Annotated in this window: 27 protein-coding genes; 18 read left to right on the top strand and 9 right to left on the bottom strand. The window is 60.4% G+C overall.

Going from position 1 to position 23,766, the window contains the following annotated elements; translation table 11 throughout:
* Position 1 precedes the first annotated feature (1 nt).
* The 11 genes from LDN82_RS17415 (at position 2) to LDN82_RS17365 (ending at position 10,014) form a co-directional block, all read left to right on the top strand.
* Complete coding sequence (locus tag LDN82_RS17415) at positions 2-1,489, top strand: aldehyde dehydrogenase (protein ID WP_224165200.1); 1,488 nt, start codon at positions 2-4, stop codon at positions 1,487-1,489.
* A 41-nt stretch (positions 1,490-1,530) separates the two neighbouring features.
* Positions 1,531-1,875 (top strand): RidA family protein, encoded by a 345-nt coding sequence (locus LDN82_RS17410; protein ID WP_224165199.1) that lies wholly within the window; start codon positions 1,531-1,533, stop codon positions 1,873-1,875.
* A 33-nt stretch (positions 1,876-1,908) separates the two neighbouring features.
* Entirely contained in the window at positions 1,909-2,883 is a 975-nt protein-coding gene (locus LDN82_RS17405; RefSeq protein WP_224165198.1) for a PDR/VanB family oxidoreductase, read from the top strand.
* 33 nt (positions 2,884-2,916) lie between these two features.
* Positions 2,917-3,909 carry a VOC family protein gene (locus tag LDN82_RS17400; RefSeq protein ID WP_224165197.1) on the top strand — a complete coding sequence of 331 codons (993 nt, stop codon included), beginning with the start codon at positions 2,917-2,919 and terminating at the stop codon, positions 3,907-3,909.
* The gene (locus LDN82_RS17395; protein ID WP_224165196.1) at positions 3,902-4,732 is read left to right on the top strand and encodes an alpha/beta hydrolase; all 831 of its coding nucleotides are present in this window, start codon (positions 3,902-3,904) and stop codon (positions 4,730-4,732) included. Before LDN82_RS17400 ends, LDN82_RS17395 begins: the two co-directional genes overlap by 8 nt.
* Entirely contained in the window at positions 4,729-5,472 is a 744-nt protein-coding gene (locus LDN82_RS17390) for a 3-oxoacyl-ACP reductase family protein (protein ID WP_224165195.1), read from the top strand. Before LDN82_RS17395 ends, LDN82_RS17390 begins: the two co-directional genes overlap by 4 nt.
* A gap of 73 nt (positions 5,473-5,545) precedes the next feature.
* Complete coding sequence (locus LDN82_RS17385; protein ID WP_224088652.1) at positions 5,546-6,334, top strand: SDR family oxidoreductase; 789 nt, start codon at positions 5,546-5,548, stop codon at positions 6,332-6,334.
* A 33-nt stretch (positions 6,335-6,367) separates the two neighbouring features.
* On the top strand, positions 6,368-8,038 hold the full coding sequence (locus LDN82_RS17380; RefSeq protein ID WP_224165194.1) for a thiamine pyrophosphate-binding protein: 1,671 nt from the start codon (positions 6,368-6,370) through the stop codon (positions 8,036-8,038).
* A gap of 16 nt (positions 8,039-8,054) precedes the next feature.
* Positions 8,055-8,699 carry an alpha/beta hydrolase gene (locus LDN82_RS17375; protein WP_224165193.1) on the top strand — a complete coding sequence of 215 codons (645 nt, stop codon included), beginning with the start codon at positions 8,055-8,057 and terminating at the stop codon, positions 8,697-8,699.
* The gene (locus tag LDN82_RS17370; protein WP_224165192.1) at positions 8,692-8,910 is read left to right on the top strand and encodes a recombinase-like helix-turn-helix domain-containing protein; all 219 of its coding nucleotides are present in this window, start codon (positions 8,692-8,694) and stop codon (positions 8,908-8,910) included. The genes LDN82_RS17375 and LDN82_RS17370 overlap by 8 nt, the downstream gene beginning before the upstream one ends.
* Positions 8,911-8,913: 3 nt before the next feature.
* A complete protein-coding gene (locus LDN82_RS17365) occupies positions 8,914-10,014 on the top strand; it encodes a Rieske 2Fe-2S domain-containing protein (protein WP_224165191.1) in 1,101 nt (366 codons plus the stop codon).
* Positions 10,015-10,199: 185 nt separating this feature from the next.
* Here LDN82_RS17365 and LDN82_RS17360 read toward each other — a convergent pair whose 3' ends face one another.
* The gene (locus LDN82_RS17360) at positions 10,200-10,718 is read right to left on the bottom strand and encodes a cupin domain-containing protein (RefSeq protein WP_224165190.1); all 519 of its coding nucleotides are present in this window, start codon (positions 10,716-10,718) and stop codon (positions 10,200-10,202) included.
* Between the two features lie 199 nt (positions 10,719-10,917).
* Here LDN82_RS17360 and LDN82_RS17355 point away from each other — a divergent pair, with 199 nt between their 5' ends.
* From LDN82_RS17355 to LDN82_RS17345, 3 genes are all read left to right on the top strand, one after another.
* A complete protein-coding gene (locus tag LDN82_RS17355; protein WP_224088645.1) occupies positions 10,918-11,475 on the top strand; it encodes a MarR family transcriptional regulator in 558 nt (185 codons plus the stop codon).
* 49 nt (positions 11,476-11,524) lie between these two features.
* Complete coding sequence (locus tag LDN82_RS17350) at positions 11,525-12,322, top strand: aspartate dehydrogenase domain-containing protein (protein WP_224165189.1); 798 nt, start codon at positions 11,525-11,527, stop codon at positions 12,320-12,322.
* 64 nt (positions 12,323-12,386) lie between these two features.
* A complete protein-coding gene (locus tag LDN82_RS17345; protein WP_224167563.1) occupies positions 12,387-13,850 on the top strand; it encodes a protein adenylyltransferase SelO in 1,464 nt (487 codons plus the stop codon).
* Between the two features lie 105 nt (positions 13,851-13,955).
* Here LDN82_RS17345 and LDN82_RS17340 read toward each other — a convergent pair whose 3' ends face one another.
* Positions 13,956-14,264: a hypothetical protein gene (locus tag LDN82_RS17340; RefSeq protein WP_224088639.1), complete on the bottom strand. Its 309-nt coding sequence runs from the start codon at positions 14,262-14,264 to the stop codon at positions 13,956-13,958.
* 150 nt (positions 14,265-14,414) lie between these two features.
* Positions 14,415-14,816, bottom strand: coding sequence for an NADPH-dependent FMN reductase (locus tag LDN82_RS17335; protein ID WP_346347097.1), 402 nt, complete (start codon positions 14,814-14,816; stop codon positions 14,415-14,417).
* A gap of 545 nt (positions 14,817-15,361) precedes the next feature.
* Here LDN82_RS17335 and LDN82_RS17330 point away from each other — a divergent pair.
* The 4 genes from LDN82_RS17330 (at position 15,362) to LDN82_RS17315 (ending at position 18,952) form a co-directional block, all read left to right on the top strand.
* Complete coding sequence (locus tag LDN82_RS17330) at positions 15,362-15,835, top strand: SRPBCC family protein (protein WP_224165188.1); 474 nt, start codon at positions 15,362-15,364, stop codon at positions 15,833-15,835.
* 36 nt (positions 15,836-15,871) lie between these two features.
* Positions 15,872-16,759, top strand: coding sequence for a hypothetical protein (locus tag LDN82_RS17325; protein WP_224165187.1), 888 nt, complete (start codon positions 15,872-15,874; stop codon positions 16,757-16,759).
* A 98-nt stretch (positions 16,760-16,857) separates the two neighbouring features.
* Complete coding sequence (locus LDN82_RS17320; RefSeq protein ID WP_224165186.1) at positions 16,858-17,904, top strand: LacI family DNA-binding transcriptional regulator; 1,047 nt, start codon at positions 16,858-16,860, stop codon at positions 17,902-17,904.
* A gap of 49 nt (positions 17,905-17,953) precedes the next feature.
* On the top strand, positions 17,954-18,952 hold the full coding sequence (locus LDN82_RS17315; protein ID WP_224165185.1) for an aldo/keto reductase family protein: 999 nt from the start codon (positions 17,954-17,956) through the stop codon (positions 18,950-18,952).
* Between the two features lies 1 nt (position 18,953).
* On the opposite strand, the gene LDN82_RS17310 is transcribed toward LDN82_RS17315, so the two are convergent.
* From LDN82_RS17310 to LDN82_RS17285, 6 genes are read right to left on the bottom strand one after another with little or no spacing between them, the layout of a single operon-like run.
* Positions 18,954-19,262, bottom strand: coding sequence for a hypothetical protein (locus LDN82_RS17310; protein ID WP_224165184.1), 309 nt, complete (start codon positions 19,260-19,262; stop codon positions 18,954-18,956).
* A 49-nt stretch (positions 19,263-19,311) separates the two neighbouring features.
* Positions 19,312-20,298, bottom strand: a complete 987-nt coding sequence (locus tag LDN82_RS17305; RefSeq protein WP_224165183.1) for an ornithine cyclodeaminase family protein — start codon at positions 20,296-20,298, stop codon at positions 19,312-19,314.
* Positions 20,295-21,035, bottom strand: coding sequence for a GntR family transcriptional regulator (locus LDN82_RS17300; protein ID WP_224165182.1), 741 nt, complete (start codon positions 21,033-21,035; stop codon positions 20,295-20,297). The genes LDN82_RS17305 and LDN82_RS17300 overlap by 4 nt, the downstream gene beginning before the upstream one ends.
* A 57-nt stretch (positions 21,036-21,092) precedes the next feature.
* A complete protein-coding gene (locus LDN82_RS17295) occupies positions 21,093-21,872 on the bottom strand; it encodes an amino acid ABC transporter ATP-binding protein (RefSeq protein WP_275964648.1) in 780 nt (259 codons plus the stop codon).
* Positions 21,869-22,846, bottom strand: a complete 978-nt coding sequence (locus LDN82_RS17290) for an amino acid ABC transporter permease (RefSeq protein ID WP_224165181.1) — start codon at positions 22,844-22,846, stop codon at positions 21,869-21,871. The genes LDN82_RS17295 and LDN82_RS17290 overlap by 4 nt, the downstream gene beginning before the upstream one ends.
* Entirely contained in the window at positions 22,843-23,766 is a 924-nt protein-coding gene (locus LDN82_RS17285) for an ABC transporter substrate-binding protein (RefSeq protein WP_224165180.1), read from the bottom strand. Before LDN82_RS17285 ends, LDN82_RS17290 begins: the two co-directional genes overlap by 4 nt.

The raw sequence follows: 23,766 nt of genomic DNA, 5'->3' as shown, positions 1-23,766 counted from the left end.
GATGAGTACGGACAGCCTTGATACGCGGGATGAAATCTATGTGGGCGGCGTCTGGACCCGAGGCGGCGGCGCGCTGATCGAATCGGTCAATCCCGCTACCTCTGAGGTTTTCGCCACCCTCCATGGAGCGACGACGACGGATGTGGACGCCGCAGTGGCTGCCGGCCTGAAAGCCGTGGAAGAGTCGGGATGGGCAAAGATGCTCCCCCACGAACGCGCTGCCGTCCTGCACCGCATCAGCTCGGCCATCGAGATCAACGCAGATCGCATTGCCGACCTGCAGACGCTGGACACAGGTAAGACACTCGTGGAAACCAAGGCGCTCGCCATGAGCGCGGCAGCAACCTTCCGGTTCACCGCGGCTGCACTGGAAACCATGGAGAATGCGCTGACGTCCCCTCGCGGGAACTACCTCAGCATGTCCACCTATGAACCGATCGGAGTCGTCGGGGCTATCACGCCTTGGAACTCGCCGATTGCCAGCGACGCACAAAAAGTGGCGCCGGCACTCGCGGCGGGGAACGCCGTCGTGGTGAAGCCGCCGGTCTGGGCTCCATGGGTTTCGCTGCTGTTGGCACGGATTTGTGAGGAGGCCGGCCTCCCGGCAGGTCTGCTCTCTGTCCTTCCAGGCCCCGGCCGCGTCGTGGGCGACGCGATCGCGCGACACCCTGATGTGGGCAAGATTTCCTTCACGGGCGGGACTTCCACGGGGCGTCAACTGGGCCATATCGCAGCCGAGAAAATCATGCCCATCACCTTGGAGCTGGGCGGAAAATCGCCCACCATTATTTTTGCCGATGCCGACCTGGACCAGGCTGTGGCCGGCGTGCTTTATGGCATCTTCTCCTCGAGCGGTCAGAGCTGCATTGCCGGCTCGCGCGTCTTCATCCAGCGATCGGTCTACGACTCCGTTGTCGAAAGACTCGTCAAAGGTGCCGAAGCCCTGCGAATCGGACCAGGTACGGATCCAAGCACCCAGGTGGGGCCACTGGTCGCCCACGCCCACCGTGACGCCGTGGCCGGCATGGTTGAAGACGCGAGGCTGGCGGGCGCCCGCATCCTCTGCGGCGGCACTGCCCCCAATGACTCCAGGCTGCAGGCCGGCGCGTTCTACGAGCCCACCATCATTGCTGGCGTGAGCAACTCGGACGTCATTTGCCAGGAGGAAATTTTTGGGCCGGTGGCAGTCGTCCTGCCGTTTGATGATGAAGCCGATCTCGTCCTTCAAGCCAACGACAGTGTTTTTGGCCTGGCGTGCGGCATCTGGACCGCTGACTACCGCCTGGCCTGGAGAACAGCCCGGGCCGTTTCGGCGGGCACGGTCTGGGTCAACACCTACAAGCAGTTCAGTATCGCCACCCCGTTCAGCGGGCTTAAGGAAAGCGGCCTGGGCACCGAAAAGGGCCGGGACGGCATTCGATCCTATATGCACCAGAAGAGCATCTACATCGACCTCTCGGGTGCCTCCATCCCATGGGCCGCCAACTAGCTGGACCGGCTACCACCATCCTGCGTTCGAAAGGTACGTCAATGAATGCTCACCCCTACAGCCCCGCCTTTGTAGCCGGGGGATTCGGCTTTATCTCCGGCGCATTGTCGGTGGATGAACGTGGTATTGCCGTACCCGGACGCTCCGAAGCGCTGGTCGCCGCAGCCGCGAGGCTCTCCGAACGACTCGGATCCGTCGGTATGTCCTTGGAGGACGTCGTAAAAACCACCTACTTCGTCACCGACGTGACGCTGCGGGATGAAGCCAACAAGCACTACGAGCTGCTGTTCGAGTCGCCCCGCCCGGCACGTTCGTTTGTGGAGGTGGCCTCCCTGCCTTATGGAGCCACGGTGGAAATCGAAGCAATCGCGCACCGGAGGAAATGAAGACCTATGAGTGTGGAAATTCAGAATCGCAGGATGGTGACTCCTGCTGGCGCGGAGCCGAAGGTGCTGACGCTCAGGGTGCAGCAGAAAACCTGGGAAGCCGACGGCGTCATCCGGATTACGTTTGTTGATCCCGCCGGGGCGGAGCTTCCGCAGTGGCTTCCAGGTGCCCACCTGAGCCTGCACCTGCCCAATGGGCTCACCCGCGAATACTCCTTGTGTTCGGACCCGGAAGACTCCACCAGTTGGACGGTTGCTGTGCTCCGAACCCCCGATTCCCGCGGTGGCAGCAGGCTGATCCATGATGAGCTGCCGGTGGGAACGCTCATTAAGGTTGAGGGTCCGCGCAACAACTTCGAGCTTGAACATGCCGGGCGATATGCATTGGTAGCAGGCGGTATTGGCATCACCCCCATCATTTCCATGGTTCGGCAGTTGGAATCGGTCGGAGCTGACTGGTCACTGCTATATACCGGCCGGTCACGTTCCACCATGGCCTTCCTGTCAGAGATTTCAGGCCTGCCCCGGCATCGGATCAGTATTCACGCTGCCGACGAAGACAACGGCAACTACGCGGATCTCTCGGAGGCAGTCGGCTCGCTCCCTCCTGAAGCCCTGGTGTATGCCTGCGGCCCTGAATCCTTGATGCAGGCCGTAGCCGGTGCCATGGCAGACGACTCGAAATTGAGGATTGAGCGGTTCAAGGCACCGGACGTCGTGCCCGGACCGGAACTCGACCCGACAAGTTTCGACGTCATCTGCCAAAGCACTGGCCAGCGGATCGCCGTCGGGCCCGATGTTTCAGTTCTGGATGCACTGAACGACGCCGGCATGAACGTTCCCAGCTCATGTGCAGAGGGCATCTGCGGAACCTGCGAAACCGGGGTCATCGAGGGGGACGTTGAGCACCGTGATTTCCTCCTCTCACCGGCCGAGCGGGCAGAGAACAAATCAATGTTTGTCTGCGTCTCACGTTGCCGGTCCCGGGAACTCATTTTGGATCTCTAGCACGAACATCACTCGACTGAAGGTTGATTTCCCATGAACTATTTCTCAGCAGAGCCTGTCTGCAATCTGCGGTCGCTGCGTTCTGTGTCCCTGAAAGTGCCCGATACCCGGCCAGCGAGGGATTTCTACCATGAAGTCTGGGGCCTCTCCACTGTGGAGGAGGACACCGACAAATTTTGGCTCCGCGGAACGGGGTCCGAACATCACATCCTGAGGCTTGAAAAGGGCGAGCAGAACGCCCTGGGCGGGGTCTCCTTCGCCCTGTCCACGCCGCAGGACGTTGACCGTGCAGCCACTAAGCTCAACGCCCTGGGGATTCCCCTGTTCCGTGAGCCCGGTCCTTTAAATGATGCTGCCGGCGGCTACGGTCTTCAGCTGATTGACCCCGAAGGCAGGCTGGTGGAACTTTCCGCCAATGTCCACGCCGTAGTCAGCCAGGAGCCGGCTGGTCGGCGTGCCCTGCCACGGAAGATCGCCCATGTGGTGCTCAATACCGTGGATATTGACCGGGCCACCGCCTTCTACACCCAGGTGCTGGGGATGCGGATTTCAGACTGGTCCGAGCACCAGATGGCCTTCCTGCGGTGCAACAGCGAGCACCATGCCATCGCCTTCAACCAGGCCCCCTGGACCTCGGTGAATCATGTGGCTTACGAGATGCAAAGCATTGACCATTTCATGCGCGGCATCGGCAACCTGAAGCGACACAACATCGCGCCTCAGTGGGGGCCGGGCCGGCACGGTCCCGGCGACAATACCTTTTCGTATTTCACGGACCCCTCTGGCCTGGTTTGCGAATACACCTCCGAAGTTGCCCAGGTGGATGAGGACAGTTGGCTGTGCCGCACGTGGGAGCGGACGCCGGAACTCTCCGACCAATGGGGAACCGCAGGTCCGCCCACTTCAGCGGTCCGAAGCGCCATGGCCGGCGTTCCGGACAGCGGGTACAGGTCGCTTGTAGTCCCTGGACGTGAGGATTACTTCTCAACGGTGGAAGCTCCTGCCGCAGAAAAAGCCCATGCGTAGCAGCTCCCTGCCGCCAGCCGCCGAAACGGCGCCGATGGACACCGTTGCCGAACGCCGGAAATTTGTCCAGGGGGTCTCCCTTGTTATCCGCGGGGAAGGGATCCCGGTCTTCCTCATGCACGGCATCGGGGGAGCCGCGTCCTCCTGTGGGGCCCTGGCCCAGTTGCTGAGCGCCCATGGATACCAGACGTTTTGCTGGGATGCTCCCGGCTACGGCGAATCGGCGGCGCCACCGAAAGGCTTGGATCATCCTGATTTGGTGCTGGACATCCTGGTCACCTTGAATCTGGGCCCCGCCCACCTGATTGGCACGTCATGGGGTGGCGTTATTGCTACCCGGATAGCGGCCCAAGCTCCGGAGGCAGTGAGGTCCATTGTGCTGGCGGACAGCACCCGGGGTTCGGGAATTACACGAACAGCCGCGGAGCGCATGCTTGCCCGCGTTCCGGAACTGGCCGCCGTCGGTCCTGAAATTCTCGCGGCCCGACGATCGGCAAAGCTGGTCTCCCCATCCGCCCCGGCATGGGTGGCCGAAGCTGTTCGGGCGGACATGGCTGCCGTCCGCATGTCCGGCTTTGCGTCGGCCGCCGCCATGATGGCGCAGTGCGACACCACGGACCTGCTGCCCCGGCTGCGGATCCCGGCGCTGGTCTTGGTAGGCCAGGACGATGTGATCACTGGCGTGGCGGAATCCAAGGTCCTTGCAGAGAACATCCCCGGTGCTGCACTGCGCATCATTGCCGGTGCAGGGCACGCCGCAGTGCAGGAAAAACCGGAGGAGATGTCCGCTGCCATCCTCGCTTTCTGGGAGGGCATCCAATGACGCGCCTCGTGGTAGTTACCGGCTCCGGGCGTGGGCTCGGGTTCGACATTGCCGAACGATTGGCAAGCAGTGGAGACCGAATAGTCATTGCCGAGAAGAACACAGACCTCGCCGAGCAGGCGGCCGCCACACTTCGCGGACGGGGCTTTGACGCGACGGCGGTCATCACCGACATCGCTGACAAATCCTCGGTGGCGGACCTGGCCGCTGCAGTCCAGCAGCTGGGCGGTGCGGATGCACTGGTCAACAATGCGGCATTGGCCGACGGCGTAGGCGGGGACACCTTTTGGGAACTGGACGAAGACTTCTTCCAAAGGGTGATGACCGTCAACGCCTACGGGACCTGGCTGGTCAGCAAACACCTTTACCCCCAGCTGGCACAAAGCCAGGCAGGGTCCATTGTTAACATCGCATCGGACGCAGCGCTTTACGGCTCCCCACGGCTGGTCCACTACGTCGGATCAAAGGGGGCTGTCCTGGCGATGACCCGGACAATGGCCCGCGACGCGGGACCAGCCGGAGTCCGCGTCAATGCCGTTGCCCCAGGGCTGACCCGGGTGGAGGCCACCGAGTCAGTGCCGGCCTCCCGCTACCGGCTCTACGAAGAGAACCGCGTCCTGCCCAGGGACCAAGAACCCAAGGACGTATCCGGCGTCGTCCAGTTCCTGCTGTCCGAAGCCGCAGGCTTCATCACCGGCCAGACCATCGTGGTGGACGGCGGCTTCGTGATGGGCCATTGAAGTCATTGGCCACTGAAGTCCTGCATTACTGAACCGCCCGCAGCGGAAAACCACTAACAAGGAGTCCCACAACATGGACCTGCAACTGAAGGACCGCACGGTGGTTGTCACCGGGGCGAGCTCCGGCGTCGGCCTTGCCACTGCCCGCTATTTGCTGAGCGAAGGTGCGCAGGTTGCTGCCTGTGCGCGCGATGCAGGCCGCTTGGCCGCAGCATTCGAGGAGTTTTCGTGGGCGGACAAGGACTCGATCTACCTTGCTTCGTGCGATGTCACCGACCAAGATGCCACGAACAGGTTTATCGCGGGCACTTTGGATCGGTTTGGTGCCGTTGATGGACTGGTCTGTAACGCTGGCCGATCCTTGATGGCAACGCTCCAGGAAACCACGGACCAGCAGCTGCGTGATGAGTTCAGCCTGAAGATTTTCGGCGTTTTGAACATGGTACGTTCCGCCAGATCTGCCTTGAATGCATCACCGCACGGCTCGGTGGTCAACGTCAATGCGATCCTCGCCCGGCAGCCCGAGTTACGCCTGGCTGCCACCTCTGCTGCCCGCGCCGCACTGCTTAACCTCACGCATTCCCTTGCCGAAGATCTGGCCGCAGAGGGAACGCGGGTGAATTCGGTCCTGCTCGGTCTGGTGGACACCGGGCAGTGGCGGCGTCGCTTCGAGGAAGCCGGCTCTGAACTCGACTACGAGGCGTGGAGTGCCGAAATCGCCGGTAACCGCGGCATCAAGCTGGGCCGTTTCGGCACGGCTGAGGAGGTGGCTTTCCATATTGTCTCCCTGCTCTCGCCCCTCAGCGGATACACCACAGGAGCAACCATCGACGTCGGCGGTGGCGTTGGGCGCTATGTCTAGCCAGCGGAACCTCATCAGGAAAGAGATCCAAATATGTCAGTGACACAAGAATCAACGGTCCCAAGGGGGCCAACGGGCGGTGACGTCCTGGTCCGTGTGATGCGCCGTCATGGCATCGATACGGCTTTCGGCGTGATCAGCATCCACAATCTTCCCCTCGTCGAGGCCGTGGACAGGGAGCTGAACTTTGTTGCCGTCCGCCACGAGGCCGCTGCAGTCAATGCTGCTGACGCTTATGCCCGTGCCTCGGGCAAAATCGGCATTGCCCTCACCAGCACGGGCACAGGAGCCGGCAACGCCGCAGGTTCCATGGTGGAGGCGCTCACCGCCGGAAGCCGTGTGCTGCACATTACCGGCCAGATCGACAGCGAATTCATGGGCAGCAACCGTGGCGTGATCCATGAGGTCCCACGCCAATTGCAGATGCTCCACGCGGTCTCCGGCTATGCGCGCACCATTTTTAACGGCAAGGATGCCGAGGCGGATTTGGAGGAGGCAATCGCACACCTGCTCTCCTCTCCTCACACACCGGCCAGCATCGAGTGGCCTACTGATCTGCAGTACCTTGCCCACCCGGAGGATCAGCGCCCGGTTGATGCCCAGGTGAAGCCTTTACCCGATTACGACGCCGATGCTGTCGCCGAAGCCGTTCGGCTCCTGGCCGGTGCCAAGCGACCGCTGATCTGGGCCGGGGGAGGAGCGGCAGGCGCGGAATTGGAACTTGCAGCTCTGCTGCACCGTCTCGGCGCGGGATTGCTGACCAGCAACTCCGGCCGGGGTGTGGTTCCGGAAGACAACCATCTTGTCATCGGGAACTTCGCCACCACTCCCGCCGCAATCCGGCTGATCGAACAATCTGATCTGCTGTTGAGTGTTGGCACGCACTTCCGTTCCAACGAGACGAAGCACTATTCACTCAAACTGCCCGGCACCCACATCCAGCTGGATCTCAACCCTGAAGCCGTGGGCCGGGTGTATCCGGCCACGGTGGGTCTGGTGGGCGACTCCCGCGCAATACTGGAGGCGATGGTCACCCAGCTGGGTAGCCATTCCGTGGATCCCGGCTGGTCGCAACAGGTGAACGACGTCCGCCTTGAGGTACGGGCCGAGCTGACTGAGTACATCGGTGGCTATGCGGAAATCTGCCACAGCCTCGGGGAACGCCTGGACCGTAAATCCGTTGTTGCACGTGATGTGACCATACCCTCCAGCCAGTGGGGCAACCGCCTGCTGGAAATGTACTCCCGCGAGACCAATATCTTTCCGCTGGGAGGCGGAATCGGCCAAGGTTTGGCCATGGGCATTGGAGCAGCCTGCGCCCGCCCGGATGTTCCCACGGTAGTTATTGCCGGCGACGGCGGCCTTGCCGTTCATCTGGGTGAACTCGCCTCCCTTGCCGGTTCAGGGGTCTGGTGCGTGGTGTTGGTCTTCAACGACGGCGGCTATGGGGTGCTGCGCAATATGCAGAAAGCCAACGGCTTCGCGGAGGCAGGAGTCAACCTGCACACACCGGACTTTGCTTTGCTCGCGCAGTCACTGAACCTGCCATTCTGGCAGGTGCGCGGCCCGGGGTCCTTTGACGCGGCCTTGGTCGAAGCGCTCGCGGTGCGGGGGCCAGCGGTAATCGAGATCGACGTCACCGCCTTGGACCCCGTCCCGGGCGCATTCGTGCCGCCGGTGCACATTCCAACCCCACATCAGTAGAGGAGAAGGGGAGCACATGAAATCAAGTACGGAAGTAGATCCGCGCCCCGGCCATGCGCCAAGCGACACGATGGAACCCCACGATGTCATGCCACAGCATGACGTTATGTGCTTGCACGGTCGCGGGGGAGCACGCGAATGGTTTGCCCATCAGCTTGACGCTTTGGGCGCCCGTGCCTGGGAACCCCGAATCGGCTTTAGCTTGGACGTTACGGGACCGCCTGGACAGATGGATGAGTGGGTTGAAGCCGCCTCGTCCGCGCTTCACGAGTCAACGGAAGGTCCTGCGCACATTCTGGCCACCGGAACAGCCGCGTATGGGGCCATAACCCTAGCCGCGCTGCACCCGGAACAGGTCAAGAGCCTCATCCTCGGTGACCCGCTGGTGGACATGTCTGTCGACGGATTTGTGGCCACGCTCCGGCGGGTGCGGGCGCCGTCGTTGGTCATCGCCGCTGCGCCTGACATCGATACCGATATCTCCGTACCGCAAAGCATTGCCGGCGGCATCAGTAACGGGGTTTTTGTCATCATCGACAACACCGCCGTTCCAGCACATCAAAGCCGATCCCACTCATTTAACGAGTGGAGCAGGTCATTCATGAATATCGCTGAAGGTCTGCATACTGTCACCGAAACACAGGAGGAACACAGTGCCTGAACAATATCTTGAAGCCAACCAGTCCCGCTTGGGTCCACCCAATCCTTATGAGCTGAAGCTGGCCGGGGCTCTGTCCGAGATTTTTGCCAGTGGCAGCCATGAACTGCCGGCAATTGTCTCGGGCCTGAACAATCTGGGCCTCAACGCCCCGGACGGTGAACCTTGGGATGAAACCCGATTCCGTTCCGAAATGCGACGACTGGGAGATTAGGACATGACAACTGCAACTGCAACTGCCACCGCAGCAGCCGGAGCCAGGGCCGGCAGGGCCAAGATCAAAACTGTTGTCGGCACGCGCCGCCAACTCGACGCCGCAGAGCTGGCTGCAACGGGATTGAGGGATCGCTGGTATCCCATTTACCCGTCGCGATTCGTGGGTCCAGGCGACATGGTTAAAGTCCGGCGGCTGGGCGTGGATTGGCTGCTGTTCCGTGACGCCAGGGGGCAAATCCGGATGCTGGAGGATCGCTGTCCCCACCGCAGCGCCCCTTTGTCCGTCGGCCAACACCTGGGGGACCGCGTGGCTTGTAAGTATCACGGCGTTCAGGTGGACGGACGCGGCACGGTGGTTTCGGTTCCGGGCATGCCGGGCTGCGCGCTTGAGGGTAAGACAGTGACGGCGTCGCTGGCTGTGGAGGAAGGCGCTGACATGATCTTTGCCTTCATGCCCTTGACCGAGGACTCGGAGGTGACGGAGTTCAAGCTGCCCGACCGCCTGGACAACCCCGACGTTTCCTGGTTCTCCAACTACGCGGAATGGAATAGTCCGTGGCGTTTCTACATGGACAACGTGTTGGACCCAATGCACGGTGCGTTCCTCCACCGTGACTCGCATTCGATGTTTGGCGGCGATACGAGTGCCCGCTTCCGCATTCGCGAGACCGATCGGGGATTCTTCTTCGAGAAGACCGATCAACGCGGCAAGAACTTTGACTGGGTGGAGTACTGCCGTGAATCCATGGATTACGTGGACCTGGAGATCCCGTACGCCGATTCGGCAGGCCCCGGGGGTTCTTTCGGGATCGTAGGGATGTCCACTCCCATCGATGCCCATACTTCCGCCGTCTTCCATTGGCGTACCCGGACCGTTTCCGACTGGGAACGGGACGTCTGGCGATTCATGTATAAGACAACCCTTGAAGCAAAGCACTGGGTGGTCTTGGAACAGGACCGCGAACTGTTGGAGGCGCTGGCTGCGGATGCCGATAAGGACGAGCACTTGTACCAGCACGATCTTGGGGTAGCCAGGATCCGTCGGGTCCATGATGCCGACGCCCAGAAGCAGGCGGCCATTCTCTCAGAGGGACTCGCCTAGCCCGTCCTTCAGGTTGGTGATTCCACCGGCCATTGGATGGATACAGCAAAGAGCCTGCAGCTCGAAAATCTTCGAGCTGCAGGCTCTTTCTGGTTGCCATGATGGAGTTCTTCCGATCCCAAACAATCCAGCAAAACGGAACCCGGGTACCGGCCGCGTTGGCCGGTACCCGGGTTCGTGAAGATCTAGCGGGTCACGCCATACATCTCCGAGGTAGGGGGATAGAAGGGGATCTCCGGCTTCTTGGCGCCGATGATCACGCAGATAATCGCGTCTTCATCGCTGACGGTGCGCAAGCTCCGGGGAACGCCTGCCGGCACCCGGATCAGATCGCGGTAGCCCAGCACGCGGCTTGCCTTTTTGTTGCCGTCTTCGACGTCGTGAACGCTGAACTCCACCTGTCCTTCGAGGACAAAGAACACCTCTTCGACGTCCGGGTGCGTGTGCTCGGGACCTACACATCCGGCGGGCAGCACCATGTTGGAAAAGGTGAAGTGTTCCGCCTGCAGGATGTTGTTGTCGTCAGAGTGGTCTCCGGTTGCTCCGGAACCGATGTAGCGGACCTGTCCGCGTCGGAATTTCTCACCCATTTTGGTCTGGAATTTCAGGGTATTGAAGTCAACAACCCGGCTGTCACGCGAGGCGATAGCCGAATCAATCAGCTCCTCAAGTTCCGGTAACTTGCTGTCGATAACGTCGCTCATGATGGACCTCTCTCGGATGGTTATTGCCAGATTTCGCAAGAGCCAGACGCGGAGTGAATCTCCCTCGACTCTAACTATCTCAAGACTAAGATATAATGGAGCACGCTGCAAGATGTCGGTGGAAAGTGCGCGAAAATTGCCGCACGCATTGGGAAGCTCAGTGTTAAGATACTTAGACCGGACGAAGGAGAGACTGCGCATGACCACCGAATCGCGGAACACTGACATGGACGCCGTGGACGCCATTATTGAGGACTGGCACCGCGAGCGCCCTGATCTTGATCCCAGGACCATCGGCGTCTTTGGCCGCCTGCAGAGCCTGGTGGCACGGCAGCGGGCTGTTCAGGATGTGAACTATGAGGAGTACGGGCTCACGTTGGCATCCTTTGATGTTTTGGCGAACCTGCGCCGATCCGGCCCGCCGCATCGGAAGACAGCCGGTGAACTGGCAAGTTCATCCATGCTGACCACAGGTGGCATCACCTTCCGGCTGGACCGCATGGAGGAACAAAACCTCATTGAGCGGGTTCGGTCGAAGGAGGATCGTCGCGTTGTCTACGCCCAGATGACGGACCACGGCAAAAAGCTCATTGACGAGGTCATCTCAAAGCATCTGGAAACGCAGCGCAATATGCTCGCCGGCCTGACCGCCAAGGAGATCGACCAATTGGCGCTGCTACTGAAAAAAGCTGAAGCCTCCATCGTCGCTTATGACCCGAAGGCTTCCTCCGCGGACGAACTCACCCTGAACGTATAGACGATCACGGCGCCGGTTCGTCCATCCACTCCATCAAGCAAGGAATCGAATGAAGCCAGGAGCCCGCAGGATCGGAATAATCGGACATGGAGCCATTGGGGCCCGTGTTGCTGCTGACATTGCCGCTGGAAAAGTCAAAGGGGCCACCCTTGAAGGAATCATCTCCCGCAGCGCCATAGACAACGCGCCGGCTCCCCGGCTTGATATTGACCAAGCGTTGGAGCGCTGTGACCTGCTGGTTGAATGCGCAGGGCAGGAGGTCTTGATAGACCATGGCGAGGCGGTGCTTTCTGCGGGCGTAGACCTGCTCGCTACCTCACTGGGGGCCCTTGCGGACCCACACCTCTCAGCGCGGTTGTCGGCTGCAGGGCCCGGCAGGCTTTTCTTGACCCCGGGCTCCATTGGTGGCCTGGACCTGTTGGCGTCGGGCGCCCGCGCAACAGGCTATGACGCCGTCAGGATAACCACAACCAAGCTCCCGGGTTCCCTGATTCAGCCGTGGATGGACGAGGTGGAGGCCGATCGCATTCGGAACACGTCCGGTCCCATCGAGATCTTTTCCGGTCCCGCAGCCCAGGCCACGCAATTGTTCCCCAAGTCGCTTAACGTGGCAGCCGCCGTCGCCCTTGCAGTAGATGACTGGAACGCTGTGGCTGTGTCGGTGAGGGCCGACCCGGCGGCCGAGTTGACGACGCACTTGATCGAGGCTTCCGGAGGCAGCGGGAATTACCGTTTTGAAATCTGCAACAAAGTATCGCCGCAAAACCCCCGCACCAGCGGCGTTGTCCCGTTCGCTGTGCTCCGGTCCCTGGAACTGATCATCGGCGCGCGCGGTGGAATGATCTAGGCTCTAAAGCGCTCACCGAAGCCTGCGCTACGGGGGTCCCTTCCCGCATCGCTATCCTTGAATGATGAGCGAAATTGCGCATTCCACCATCGCCCTTGAGGGCCATTTCGCCCGGGACTTCCCGGAGATGGCTATTCCGTGGCGGGCGGAAGAAGCGCCTGATCCGCAGCTTTTGGCACTCAACGAGCCCCTCGCCGTCGAGCTCGGTCTTGATCCTGGTTTCCTCCGCAGCCCGGAGGGCCTGCGGCTGCTGATAGGTAATGCCCTCCCGGAAGAGGCAACCCCGGTGGCCCAGGCGTACTCAGGCCACCAGTTCGGCTGGTACTCGCCCCGTTTGGGGGATGGCCGGGCCCTTTTGCTGGGGGAGATCGCCGGCGCTGACGGGAAGCTCCGCGACGTCCACCTTAAGGGCTCGGGGCGGACGCCCTTTGCCCGCAACGGTGACGGCCAGGCGGTGGTGGGCCCCATGCTTCGCGAATACATCGTGAGCGAGGCGATGCATGCTTTGAACATTCCCACCACGAGGTCCCTGGCGGTAGTCGCGACGGGCCGTCCGGTTCAGCGTGAGACCCTCCTGCCGGGCGCTGTTCTGACCCGGGTTGCCAGCAGTCACCTGCGGGTGGGCAGTTTCCAATACGCCAGGGCAACCAACGATATGGATCTGCTGCGCCGCCTTGCCGACCACGCGATCGAACGCCACCACCCGTCGGCAGAGGCGGAAACCAACCGCTATCTCGGGCTCCTAAAGGGCGTCATTGCGGTCCAAGCGAAACTGGTGGCCCAGTGGATGCTCGTCGGTTTCGTGCATGGTGTCATGAATACCGACAACATGACCGTGTCCGGCGAAACCATCGATTACGGTCCGTGCGCCTTCATGGAAGGCTTCGATCCGGGAGCGGTCTACAGCTCCATCGATGAAACCGGACGCTATGCCTATCGCAACCAGCCGCTGGTTGCCGAGTGGAACCTCGCCCGTTTCGCCGAATCACTCGCTCCCCTTATTCATGAGGATGACGAGCAGGCGGTCGCCCTTGCCGTCGAGGCACTTAATGGATTCCGCCAGCAGTACAGCGCTGCCTGGTTCAACGGCGTGAAGGCCAAGCTTGGGCTACCTCAGGGAATTGACGACGGCGTTGCCTCACCTTTGGTGGATGACCTGCTTGAGTTGGTTCAAGAGTCACGTGCGGATTACACCTCGTTTTTCCGCAGCCTTGGCAATGCCGCCCGCGGGGACGTTGAACCTTCCCGGGGCATGATCCTTGACCTGGCGGCGTTCGATGCCTGGCTGGAACGCTGGCGGGCTGTGTCTCCGGATGCCGATGCCATGGACCGCATCAACCCGGTCTACATCCCCCGCAACCACTTGGTGGAAGAAGCCCTTTCGGCCGCCACGGAAGGGGATACCGGGCCAATGGAACGCTTGCTTGAGGCAGTTGAGGCCCCGTTTAGCGAACGCCCGGGCCTGGACTATTACGCCGCGCCCGCTCCCGACAGCTTCGGGCCATACCGGACGTTCTGCGGCACTTAGTTCGGTGCACGATATTTGAATTTCAAAGGGTTTCAGGGGCACGCCGTTTCCGCATACCGGGCTTGCGGCACGACCCCTCCCAGCAGGGGTCGCATTCTTCCTCTGTTATTGACCTACCTGCCCGCACGTGCCGTTGAGCTTGAAGTCAGACCAAGCTGGGCTCGTCTCGGTGAATCCGTTCGTCGTGGCTGACAGGGATGCAAGATCACTGTTGGTGGAGTGATGGCCATATCCTGGGGTCACGCCCGGAACCTCAGCAACGTCTCCCAGTGGATGGTTCTCAAAAGCGGTTTGGCTGGCACAATCAAACGATTCGACTATGGGGTGGATCGTTGCTGACGCAGCCGGCGCGAGTCCTAAAGTTCCCGCGAACGCAATGCCAATAATTGCGAGTGATTTAGTCGTCAGGCTCATAGTATTCTCCTCCGAAGACAGGAGCGTCGGGCGGCGCCCCGAGCACCATTAAGCTCCCGCCCAAGACGCAAGGCAAGACAGCGAAGGTTCCCACCCGGCTCTGGGGGACCTACAGGCCGCAGCCGGTACTGCTCCTCCTAACCGGACGTGCTAGTGGCGGATGGTTTTTAGGGCTGTCGACCACGCAAGGACTTGCTCAATGAGGACGTCCAGGTCTTCTTCCGCCGTTGCACTCGGGGTGAACGTCGTGAAACCTTCAAAGTCCGTAGCGAAGGGCAGCGCCACTTGTGCCCGGACGTCGGCCATTTGGAGTTCGCCGGATATCAGACGAAGGTTTTCAACCGCGCGCACCCCACCGGCACTTCCGTATGAGACAAAGCCGGCCGCCTTATTGTTCCATTCGGCGTAGATGAAATCGAGTGCGTTCTTCAATGCCCCGGGAACGGAGTGGTTGTATTCGGCCGTGACAAAGACATAGCCATCAAATTCCGCTACTGCGCGTGCCCACTTCTTGGTGTGCTCGTGTTGATAATTCCCCATGGATGGAGGCATTGGCTCATCCAATAACGGCAGCTTGTAATCGGCCAAATCAAGCAGTTTCTACTAGGCGCCGCCTTTGGCCACCGCACGTTCAATCACCCAATCGGCCACCTGCTTGCTTCGCCGCCCGGGACGGGTGCTGCCCACAACAATCGCGATCTTAACCATTTCGATCACATCCTTCAAAAGGAACTTTGAATGGATTTATAAAGTTCTCAACATCGGGACAGGCCTCTTTCATCCCTCGGAACTGCCTCCTCGCTGCGGGCCTCATCGGATCCTTGCCCCACAACATATCGAGGTCTAGCCTAAAAGCGGGAGCATGGTCCAGAGGTGGGCAGCAGCCTCCCTTTCTTGAGGAAACAGTCGATGTCGATCATCTCTGATCCCTACCTCCCCGGCGGTTTTCCATCGCCGGGACGAAGTCCATCGGACTATCCTCAGGCGCTCCACTTTCCGGAGATCACAACCATTCTGAACCGACGCGTACTCCAGCTCGCCCTCGGAGGCCTACCGCTGTCCGCTGTTTGCGGGCAGCTCCAACAATAGGAGGAAAAATGGAAACCGTTGAAGAAACCATCGATGTCGCCGTCCCGGTTCGCACGGCCTACAACCAGTGGACCCAGTTTGAGTCCTTTCCCCAATTCATGTCCGGTGTAGAGTCCGTGACTCAACTAACTGACACCACCAACCATTGGGTCACCAAAATCGCTGGCGTGGAGCGCGAATTCGATACCGAAATCGTGGACCAGGAGCCTGATGACCGAATCGCCTGGCGCAGTACCGACGGGAAGTCCCATGCCGGCGTCGTGCGGTTCACCCGGATGGATGATAACCACACCAAAGTCAACGTCCATTTCGAGTGGGCACCGGAAACCTTTACCGAGAAGGCAGGTGCGGCCTTGAAGATCGACGAGATGCAGGTTAAAGCCGATCTGCGGAAATCTAAAGACTTCATCGAGTCCCGGGGAACAGAAACAGGTGCCTGGCGCGGAGAAGTGGAGGACAGCGGTCCGGGCGGACAGCTTTAGAAAACCCGCTTCGAACGTCTCGGAAAGCAGTATCTGATGCGAAGAGTTCCAGCGCTTGGAGTATTGGCAGTTGCGGCAGTGGCTTTGGCGGGGTGCAGTGGAGGTGGGGGCAGTGCAGCAAGTCCTTCATCTACCACCACGTCGTCAGGCCCAACCTCGGCCTCGGCGCCGGCCCAGGAGAAGGTCTACAGCGAGGATGAATTGCGAGAGCTCATCTCCGGCATGAGGGATGGAGATGGCAACGAGCTCAAGCTCTATTCCAAGGAGCAGGTAGACCAAGGTGGCAAGATCGCCGATCTGCTTTTGAATACGGCCAGTGTGGATCCCGAGGATTGCAAGGACATCGCCACGGCTGGGCTGGTAGACAAAGTTGAACACGGAGATGTTGCCGTGGCCCTGTCTGACAGTGATCAGCCCAGGTCCCTGTCCGCGCAATCCGGCAGCGAAGGTCCTGACGCGGAAAAGGTTCTCAAGGACATCAGCGGAAACATGGACAAGTGCGCAAAATTCACTGTGAAAGCTGTTGGCCAGACTTATGAAGTCTCCAGTGAGGAGTTGGACGCCAAGACGAAGGCAAAGGAAACGTTCGGAACAATCAGCACCCGTTCCGACGAAAGCCAGAAGAAGCTGATGCAGGTCTCCGCGGCCGACGGGAGGTTGCTGGTGGTGGCCACTAAGAGTGGGCCAAGCCTGGGCGATCCTGACCAGAAGGAACTCGAAGACCTGATCAACAAGGTGCTTGCGAAAGCCGAGGGCGTTAGCGAAACTCCCGGTGAAATGATGAGCAGTTCTTCCGGAAGCATGACCAGCTCGCCCAGCAGCATGAGCAGCTCGCCGTCGTCCAAATCGTTGACACCGACACCAACCATGAGCACCTCGGAGGGCAGCGTTACTTCCTCATCGTCGCCAAGCACATCTCCTTAGACCGTTCAGGGTGGGCCCAGTTGACTCAGGGCCCATCCCCGTTTGATCTACTCCGCAAGCGCTTGCGTTAACCTAGCGTTGCCGCTACCGTCATTCCCATGTCGTCAACAGTGGATGCGGTTGCGGAACGTGCAAAGGTCTCGGTATCAACGGTTTCGCGTGCCTTGCGGGATATGCCGGGTGTCTCGCAAGAGACGCGCAAGCGCGTGCAAAGTATCGCGAGGGAACTAGGTTATGTTCCCTCTCTTGCTGGTTCCCGTTTGGCGACTGGCCGGACGGGAGCCATCGCGATTGTCACCCCCAACCTCTCCAAATGGTTCTTTGGGCAGGTGCTGGCGTCGGCGGGGCGGGTGCTTCGCCAGGCAGGCTTTGATGTCCTGTTGTACGAACTTGCCGATACTGCCGCGCGGGAGCGTTTCTTCGCGGGATCAAGCCTTGCCGGGCGGGCTGATGGCGTGTTGATCTTTGCCTTGCAGCCGACTCCGGCGGAACTGGCCACCCTTGAAGCCCAGAACTTGCCGCTAGCGTTTTTGGGCTCGGGAACTCCGGGCAGGTCTGGTGTTCGGGTGGACGACCACGCGGCGGGGCGGGCAGCAGCCCGGCACCTCATCAATTTGGGGCACGAGCGCATCGCCTTCATCGGAATTCGCGAGGCTGCAGACAGCACGCTGGGTGGCGTCCCGCCGGCAAACCGCTTGAAGGGCTACCGCGCGGCCTTGGCCGAGGCTGGGTTGGAGCCCGGCCAGGACCTTGAGGTCCACGAGGAAAATTCAACGGCCGGCGGATCGAGGGCGATGGCCCGGTTGTTGTGTGCGGAAGTAGCCCCTACTGCGGTCTTCGTGGCGTCCGACGAAATGGCTTTCGGCGTGCTGCACACTCTCAAGGCGGCAGGAATCGATGTTCCGGGCCAGATGTCGGTAATTGGCTTCGATAACCACGAACTCTCCAGGATTCTCGACCTGACCACCATGGACCATTCGGTCGCCCTGCAGGGGTCCGAAACCGCGCGTCGATTGCTGGCTTTGATAGGGCACGACGCCGGTGCGGAGCCGGACTTGGTGCTGTCCGCCCAACTGATTGTTCGCGGCACTACAGCGCCGCCATTTCCCTTGCGAGGCGGGCGCACTGTCACACCACCTGACTAAGAGTCACACCCCACAGCCAACAGTCACACCTTTGAAAGGGACTTGACCCATGGAATATCGCAAGCTCGGCGCCTCCGGAATGTACGTCAGCGAATTGGCCTACGGCAACTGGGTCACCCACGGCGAACAGATCGACCAGGAGGCGGCAACATCCTGCGTACGGCAAGCACTGGATCTTGGGATCACCACGTTCGATACTGCCGACGCTTACGCGGGAACCCGTGCAGAATCGGCCTTGGGCGAAGCCCTCAAAGGGGTCCGGCGTGAAGGCCTGGAGATCTTCACCAAGGTCTACTTTCCCACCGGTGAGGGGAAGAACGATCGTGGGCTCTCGCGTAAACACATGATGGAGTCAATAGACGGCTCGTTGCGCAGGCTTGGTACGGATTACGTTGACCTATACCAAGCCCACCGCTATGACTACGAAACGCCGCTTGAGGAGACGATGCAGGCATTCGCGGACATCGTCCGGGCCGGCAAAGCAATCTACATCGGAGTTTCCGAATGGACTCCAGACGAGATCCGGGCCGGCGCCGCACTCGCCAAAGACCTTGGTATCGGCCTCATTTCCAATCAACCCCAGTACTCAATGCTGTGGCGGGTCATCGAGGAAGAAGTCGTACCCACCAGCGAGGAGCTCGGCCTGGGACAGATCTGCTGGTCGCCGTTGGCACAGGGCGTCCTTACAGGCAAGTACATTCCCGGCGAGGGGGCGCCCACCGATTCGCGCTTCACTACAGAGGACGGGGCTCTGAAAGACGAGCACAAGGTCATGCGCCCGGAGGTGCTGGAGAAGGTCCAGGAATTGCAGCCCATTGCCAAGGAAGCAGGACTGTCCATGGCCGCCCTCGCCGTGGCCTGGGTTTTGCAGAACAGCAACGTCTCGGCAGCGATCGTTGGGGCCTCCAAGCCCGAGCAATTGGTGGACAATGCCACGGCGTCCGGGGTTAAGCTCACCACGGAAATCCTCGCCAAAATTGATGAAGTGCTGGAGCCGGTGATCGAGAGGGACCCTGGAAAAGTCGAGTCATTCCTGACCCGGCCCTAAGCTAAATGCCCTTTAGCTTTTCTTGAATCGCCGTTCGGAGCGATTCCAGCTGCGGCAGGCCTCGGGGGCCGTCGATGGTTGGATAGATGCGGCAGCTCAGCGCGGGCTCGCCGAGGACCGGAAAGAGGTCCTGTCCGTCAAGCTGGAACGTGGGGGAGCCGTGGAAACCGAGCGAGGCTGCTTCCTCCTCGGAGTCCACCACTAAGTGCACCATTCCGGAAACCCCGGCCAGCCTCAGTGCCCGCTCGAAGAGTTGCTGAGCGGCCGCAGCATGGGGGCATTCAGGAATTGTCAGCAGCTCCGCGCCCATACTTGATTATCCAACACACCGTCCCTGAGGGGCGACGAGTGCTCTTTCATCACCGGGACATATCGATGCTGGTTCCCAATCCATGAAGGACCGCAGCGTCGTACAGCAGCCGGCCGATTGCCAGGTCAAGCATGCCGATTCCCACCGAATTGAAGAGCGTAATATCGTCCTCGCTTTCGCGTCCCGTCACGTCGCCTGCGATGACCCCGCCGAGTTCACCCTCGACGTCGTCTATCGTTATGACTCCTTCGGCCACAGCCATCATGAGGTCGCCCGACTTCTCGATGGCAGTTGGCATGCTGTCCACGAACACTCGTGACCGTCTCATCCCCTCCGAATCGATTTCCCGGTGGGTAGGACGCGGCCGGGCGCCGACAGCATTGACATGCAGTCCGGGACGGAACCACTCGCCACGAACCAAAGGCTCCACGGACGGCGTCAGGGTACAGAGCACGTCGGCTTCCTCCACAACTTGCTGGACACTGGAGGCCCTCACCACTTCGATCTGGTGGTGCGCGGTCCCGGCCTTGAACGCCGCAAGTGTAGACGCGCTTCGGGACCACATCACTACCTTCCGGATGGGAAGAACAGCCATCAACGCTTCAACGTGGGCGATGGCCAGGGCTCCTGCACCAACCAGCCCCAGAGTTGAACTGTCAGGGCGGGCAAGGAACCTGCTGGCAACGGCGCTCGCGGCCGCGGTTCGAATTCGGGTGGGCACCCGCCCGTCCAAAAGTGCGAGTGTTTCACCTGTCCGCCGATCGGCCAACAGGATACTGGAGCGCTGGGTAGGCAGCCCTTCATGGTGGTTCGCGGGGATATCGGAAAGAAGCTTCACTGCCGCCAGCCCTTGGCTTTCTGCCAGCCCGGCCATGAGTAGGTAGCGCGCCTCCGACGACGGTAGGTGCAGAGATAGCGGACCGGGCTGAAGGGCAGTGCCGCGGGCGATGTCACCAAAACCGCGCTCGACGGCGGTAATGGTTTCGGTCATGCTGGCGAGGGACTCGAGTGTGGATGCTGTGAGAACAAGTGTCATGGGTGCCTCTGTGTCCGGGGGTGGAAGGAGCCAGGGGGTCTGGCATTTTGCGCACGGCGGGAGGGGAGCCTTCCTTCGAGCTGGGCAATGGCAGGGGCCCTGCTGTGCTCAATGTGGGCGACGGCCAAGGCCGAGGCCAGTTCTGCTTGCCCCATGCATATCGCTTGGCACAATGCCCGATGTTCCTGGCACAGCACCGCGGCGTCCTGTTCCACGACATTTCCGAAAAGCCAGCGCATGCGGTTGGCGACCGGCCTTATGACGGAGGTCAGCAGCTCGTTGCCCGTCAGCCGGAAGATTTCGTCGTGAATGGCGATATTTGTCCGTGCCCTCAGATCGGCATCCTGGCTATCGATGAGCGATTCTGCATGTGCCATGACCGTGAGCAGCTGATCGGGAGCGGCACCATCGGCTACCTGCCTGGCGGCAATGCTTGCTGCTGAGACTTCAATGCTGAGCCTGATATCGAATACTTCATTGACGTCCTGAATGGTCATTTGTCGAACAACGGCACCGTGCCGTGGCCCTGTGGTGGTGTAGCCGTCGGCCTCGAGTTGCAGCAGGGCTTCCCGGACCGGCACACGGGAAACGTTGAGCTCAGTGGATAGCTCCCGCTCCCTGAGCCACGTCCCGGGCGTCAGGTCCCCGCTGATAATCCGGTCTCTGATGTGTAAATAAGCCAAGGCTGTGCGTGATGCTGAAACTGGAACATCGTCCAGGGCTTCACGGTCTGTCATAGGGGCGTGTTCCTGTTCTGGTGTCGTGGGGTCCGGCGATCGCCGGACCCCACGCTTTCACTTGACGTGGCGAAGGAAATTGGCTGTTCGATCGTTGGATGGATGGTCGAGTACCTGTGCTGCCGGTCCTGATTCGACAATCCGGCCTTCATCCATGAACACGACTCTGTCCGCGACTTCCCGGGCGAATCCGATTTCGTGGGTCACGATGATCATCGTCATCCCTTCCTCAGCCACCCGCTTCATGACCGCCAGTACGTCGCCCACCAATTCCGGGTCCAGGGCGCTGGTTGGTTCGTCGAACAACATCAGTTGGGGTTTCATGGCCAGCGCGCGGGCGATTGCTACGCGTTGCTGCTGCCCGCCGGAAAGTTGCGCTGGATAGGAGTCTCGTTTCAAGGACAAGCCAACCTTGTCCAGCGCATCCAGCCCTTGTTTGATTGCCTCTGCTTTGGGGAGGCCGAGGACTTTCCGGGGGCCATACGTGACGTTTTGCAGGGCCGTCATGTGATTGAAAAGATTGAAATGCTGAAAGACCATCCCAATCCTCCGACGCATCAGTGCAGCTTCTTGTTCGGTGTGTTCGTACAGCTGTCCCTTATGGGTCTTGAATCCCACGCGGTCGCCATCCACGTTGATGGTGCCGGACTCGATTGCCTCAAGTCCGTTGATGCACCTGAGCAGCGTGCTCTTGCCAGAGCCTGATGGACCGAGGACGCAGACAATTTCGCCTGGCTCCACCGTCATGTCCACTCCGCGAAGAATGTGGTTACGTCCCAGCCATTTGTTGACATCCCGGGCTTCCATCAAGGGTTCCTGCATTTGAACGGCACTCATGGCTGTCCTGCCTTCCGGATAAGTGCGGATTGCTGTTCCGGCACCGCAGCACGGCCTAGGAAGAGTTGCCGAAATGAGAGGCGGGAGGATGCTCCCTCCGGATTGAACTTCCGCTCCAGGAAGTACTGGCCTACGCTGGCGAGGCTTACCAGGATCAGGTACCAAACTGTGGCGACGATGAGCAGGGGAACGATCTTGAAGTTTTGTCCATAGATCAACTGGGTTTGGGTGAGCAGGTCGCTGCCACCGATCGCTGAGACCAACGAGCTTGCCTTGAGCAGTCCGATGAATTGATTTCCCGTGGGCGGAATGATGACCCTGATGGTTTGGGGCAGGACGATCCGGCGAAGGGCTTGTCCCCGGGTAAGGCCGATGCTCAGTCCCGCCTCAGTTTGGCCTTTATTGACCGAGATGATGCCGCCTCGAATAATCTCCGCCATATATCCGGATTCGGCCAGAGACAGGGCACAGAGGCCCGCGGTGAATCCTGAGATCAATTCATTCGTGTCCCTCCCCAGGATGGTGGGGTAAAGCACGGCGAGATTGAACCAGATGAGGATCTGCACCAGCAGGGGTACGCCCCTGAAGAACCAGACGTACAGTTTGCCTACCGCTGACGCCACGCGGTTTCTGCTTTGGCACATGAGGGCGACGCCGAAGGCCAGAACCACCGAGATCAGCATGCTGAAAACCGCGAGTTCCAGCGTGACTGTTATGCCTTTGAGTATGGCTGGATGGAACATGAACTGGCCCACGCTGGCCCAGTCGAGCCTTTCATTGCCGGCCTGCGTCCAACAGAATGCGCCGATGGTTGCCAGGATCAGGGCTGCGGAGGCCCATTGTCCGTATGGTTTTCGCCTTCTTGCCTTTTCTCCGGATACTCCCTGGGGCTGGTCCGAACTACGTCGGGGAGTTGTCAGTGGGGAATCGGTCGCCAAATGCACTTTTGTCAGCGCTTCATTATTAGTGGTCATTTGGCGAGGTTGATTCCGGGCTTTGGCAGATCGATGACAGCAACATCCCATTTCTTCAGGATCTCGTCATACGTGCCGTCGGCATGGATGGCCTCGGTTGCCTTGAGGAAGGCGTCGCGCAATTGAGGGGTTTGCTTGTTAAAGATCATGCCGAGGAAGACTTTTTCCTCGAAGTTCACCGGAACGGACTCCAGCTTTCCGCCGGTCTCCCTCTGCACTACGGATACGGCCATATCGGGCCAGAACATAGCGTCCACCCGGCCTGAGGTTAGCGCCAGGTTCTTATCGCTTCCGGTGGGGAAGGTCACTAGTTCCGGGGCAGGCTTGCCTTCGGCGGTGCAGGCCTCGGCCATCAGTTTGACCAGACGTTCGTCGTCGTTGCCCTTGACTCCGCCGATCTTGATCCCGCAGCCGCCGTTGACCTCGCTGGTGATCTTCTTTGGGTTGCCTTTGGCCACCATGAAGACGGTTCCTGCCACTTGGTAGTCTACGAAATCAACTTTTTCCTGGCGCCCGGGCCGGTCCGTCATGCCAGCAATGGAGGCATCAAACTTGCCGTTCTGCACGCCCACCAGAAGCTGGTCGAAAGGGACCTTCTGGTAGGTGACTTTAAGGCCCAGCTTGGCTGCCATCGCGTCCATCAAGTCAATGTTGAATCCCTTGACGCCGTCTTCGCCGATCGGAGTGTAGTTGGCGGGTTCAAAGTCGGGCTGTGTTCCGACGGTGATGGAACCCTTTGCTTTGATGTCTGCGGGGAGCAGATCACTCAAGGTGGCATTACCGCTTGCTGCCGGTTCCACCTTCGAAGCCGGCTGTGCGGCGCCACCACAGGCGGCGGTGCTTGCGACTATGCCGACGAGAACTGTCGTTACAGCGACCTTCTTCCAGTATTCAGATACCTGGGGAGCAAAGTTCTTCAT

Source organism: Arthrobacter sp. StoSoilA2 (assembly GCF_019977195.1).
Taxonomy (GTDB): Bacteria; Actinomycetota; Actinomycetes; order Actinomycetales; family Micrococcaceae; genus Arthrobacter.
Note: the sequence above shows the minus strand (reverse complement) of the source record. Positions and strands in the feature narration are given on the sequence as shown.

Bases quoted from the DNA above. Each gene is read 5' to 3' on its own strand.
- LDN82_RS17415 (WP_224165200.1), top strand. From the start codon at position 2: ATGAGTACGGACAGCCTTGATACGCGGGATGAAATCTATGTGGGCGGC.
- LDN82_RS17410 (WP_224165199.1), top strand. From the start codon at position 1,531: ATGAATGCTCACCCCTACAGCCCCGCCTTTGTAGCCGGGGGATTCGGC.
- LDN82_RS17405 (WP_224165198.1), top strand. From the start codon at position 1,909: ATGGTGACTCCTGCTGGCGCGGAGCCGAAGGTGCTGACGCTCAGGGTG.
- LDN82_RS17400 (WP_224165197.1), top strand. From the start codon at position 2,917: ATGAACTATTTCTCAGCAGAGCCTGTCTGCAATCTGCGGTCGCTGCGT.
- LDN82_RS17395 (WP_224165196.1), top strand. From the start codon at position 3,902: ATGCGTAGCAGCTCCCTGCCGCCAGCCGCCGAAACGGCGCCGATGGAC.
- LDN82_RS17390 (WP_224165195.1), top strand. From the start codon at position 4,729: ATGACGCGCCTCGTGGTAGTTACCGGCTCCGGGCGTGGGCTCGGGTTC.
- LDN82_RS17385 (WP_224088652.1), top strand. From the start codon at position 5,546: ATGGACCTGCAACTGAAGGACCGCACGGTGGTTGTCACCGGGGCGAGC.
- LDN82_RS17380 (WP_224165194.1), top strand. From the start codon at position 6,368: ATGTCAGTGACACAAGAATCAACGGTCCCAAGGGGGCCAACGGGCGGT.
- LDN82_RS17375 (WP_224165193.1), top strand. From the start codon at position 8,055: ATGAAATCAAGTACGGAAGTAGATCCGCGCCCCGGCCATGCGCCAAGC.
- LDN82_RS17365 (WP_224165191.1), top strand. From the start codon at position 8,914: ATGACAACTGCAACTGCAACTGCCACCGCAGCAGCCGGAGCCAGGGCC.
- LDN82_RS17360 (WP_224165190.1), bottom strand. From the start codon at position 10,718: ATGAGCGACGTTATCGACAGCAAGTTACCGGAACTTGAGGAGCTGATT.
- LDN82_RS17355 (WP_224088645.1), top strand. From the start codon at position 10,918: ATGACCACCGAATCGCGGAACACTGACATGGACGCCGTGGACGCCATT.
- LDN82_RS17350 (WP_224165189.1), top strand. From the start codon at position 11,525: ATGAAGCCAGGAGCCCGCAGGATCGGAATAATCGGACATGGAGCCATT.
- LDN82_RS17345 (WP_224167563.1), top strand. From the start codon at position 12,387: ATGAGCGAAATTGCGCATTCCACCATCGCCCTTGAGGGCCATTTCGCC.
- LDN82_RS17340 (WP_224088639.1), bottom strand. From the start codon at position 14,264: ATGAGCCTGACGACTAAATCACTCGCAATTATTGGCATTGCGTTCGCG.
- LDN82_RS17335 (WP_346347097.1), bottom strand. From the start codon at position 14,816: ATGCCTCCATCCATGGGGAATTATCAACACGAGCACACCAAGAAGTGG.
- LDN82_RS17330 (WP_224165188.1), top strand. From the start codon at position 15,362: ATGGAAACCGTTGAAGAAACCATCGATGTCGCCGTCCCGGTTCGCACG.
- LDN82_RS17325 (WP_224165187.1), top strand. From the start codon at position 15,872: ATGCGAAGAGTTCCAGCGCTTGGAGTATTGGCAGTTGCGGCAGTGGCT.
- LDN82_RS17320 (WP_224165186.1), top strand. From the start codon at position 16,858: ATGTCGTCAACAGTGGATGCGGTTGCGGAACGTGCAAAGGTCTCGGTA.
- LDN82_RS17315 (WP_224165185.1), top strand. From the start codon at position 17,954: ATGGAATATCGCAAGCTCGGCGCCTCCGGAATGTACGTCAGCGAATTG.
- LDN82_RS17310 (WP_224165184.1), bottom strand. From the start codon at position 19,262: ATGGGCGCGGAGCTGCTGACAATTCCTGAATGCCCCCATGCTGCGGCC.
- LDN82_RS17305 (WP_224165183.1), bottom strand. From the start codon at position 20,298: ATGACACTTGTTCTCACAGCATCCACACTCGAGTCCCTCGCCAGCATG.
- LDN82_RS17300 (WP_224165182.1), bottom strand. From the start codon at position 21,035: ATGACAGACCGTGAAGCCCTGGACGATGTTCCAGTTTCAGCATCACGC.
- LDN82_RS17295 (WP_275964648.1), bottom strand. From the start codon at position 21,872: ATGAGTGCCGTTCAAATGCAGGAACCCTTGATGGAAGCCCGGGATGTC.
- LDN82_RS17290 (WP_224165181.1), bottom strand. From the start codon at position 22,846: ATGACCACTAATAATGAAGCGCTGACAAAAGTGCATTTGGCGACCGAT.
- LDN82_RS17285 (WP_224165180.1), bottom strand. From the start codon at position 23,766: ATGAAGAACTTTGCTCCCCAGGTATCTGAATACTGGAAGAAGGTCGCT.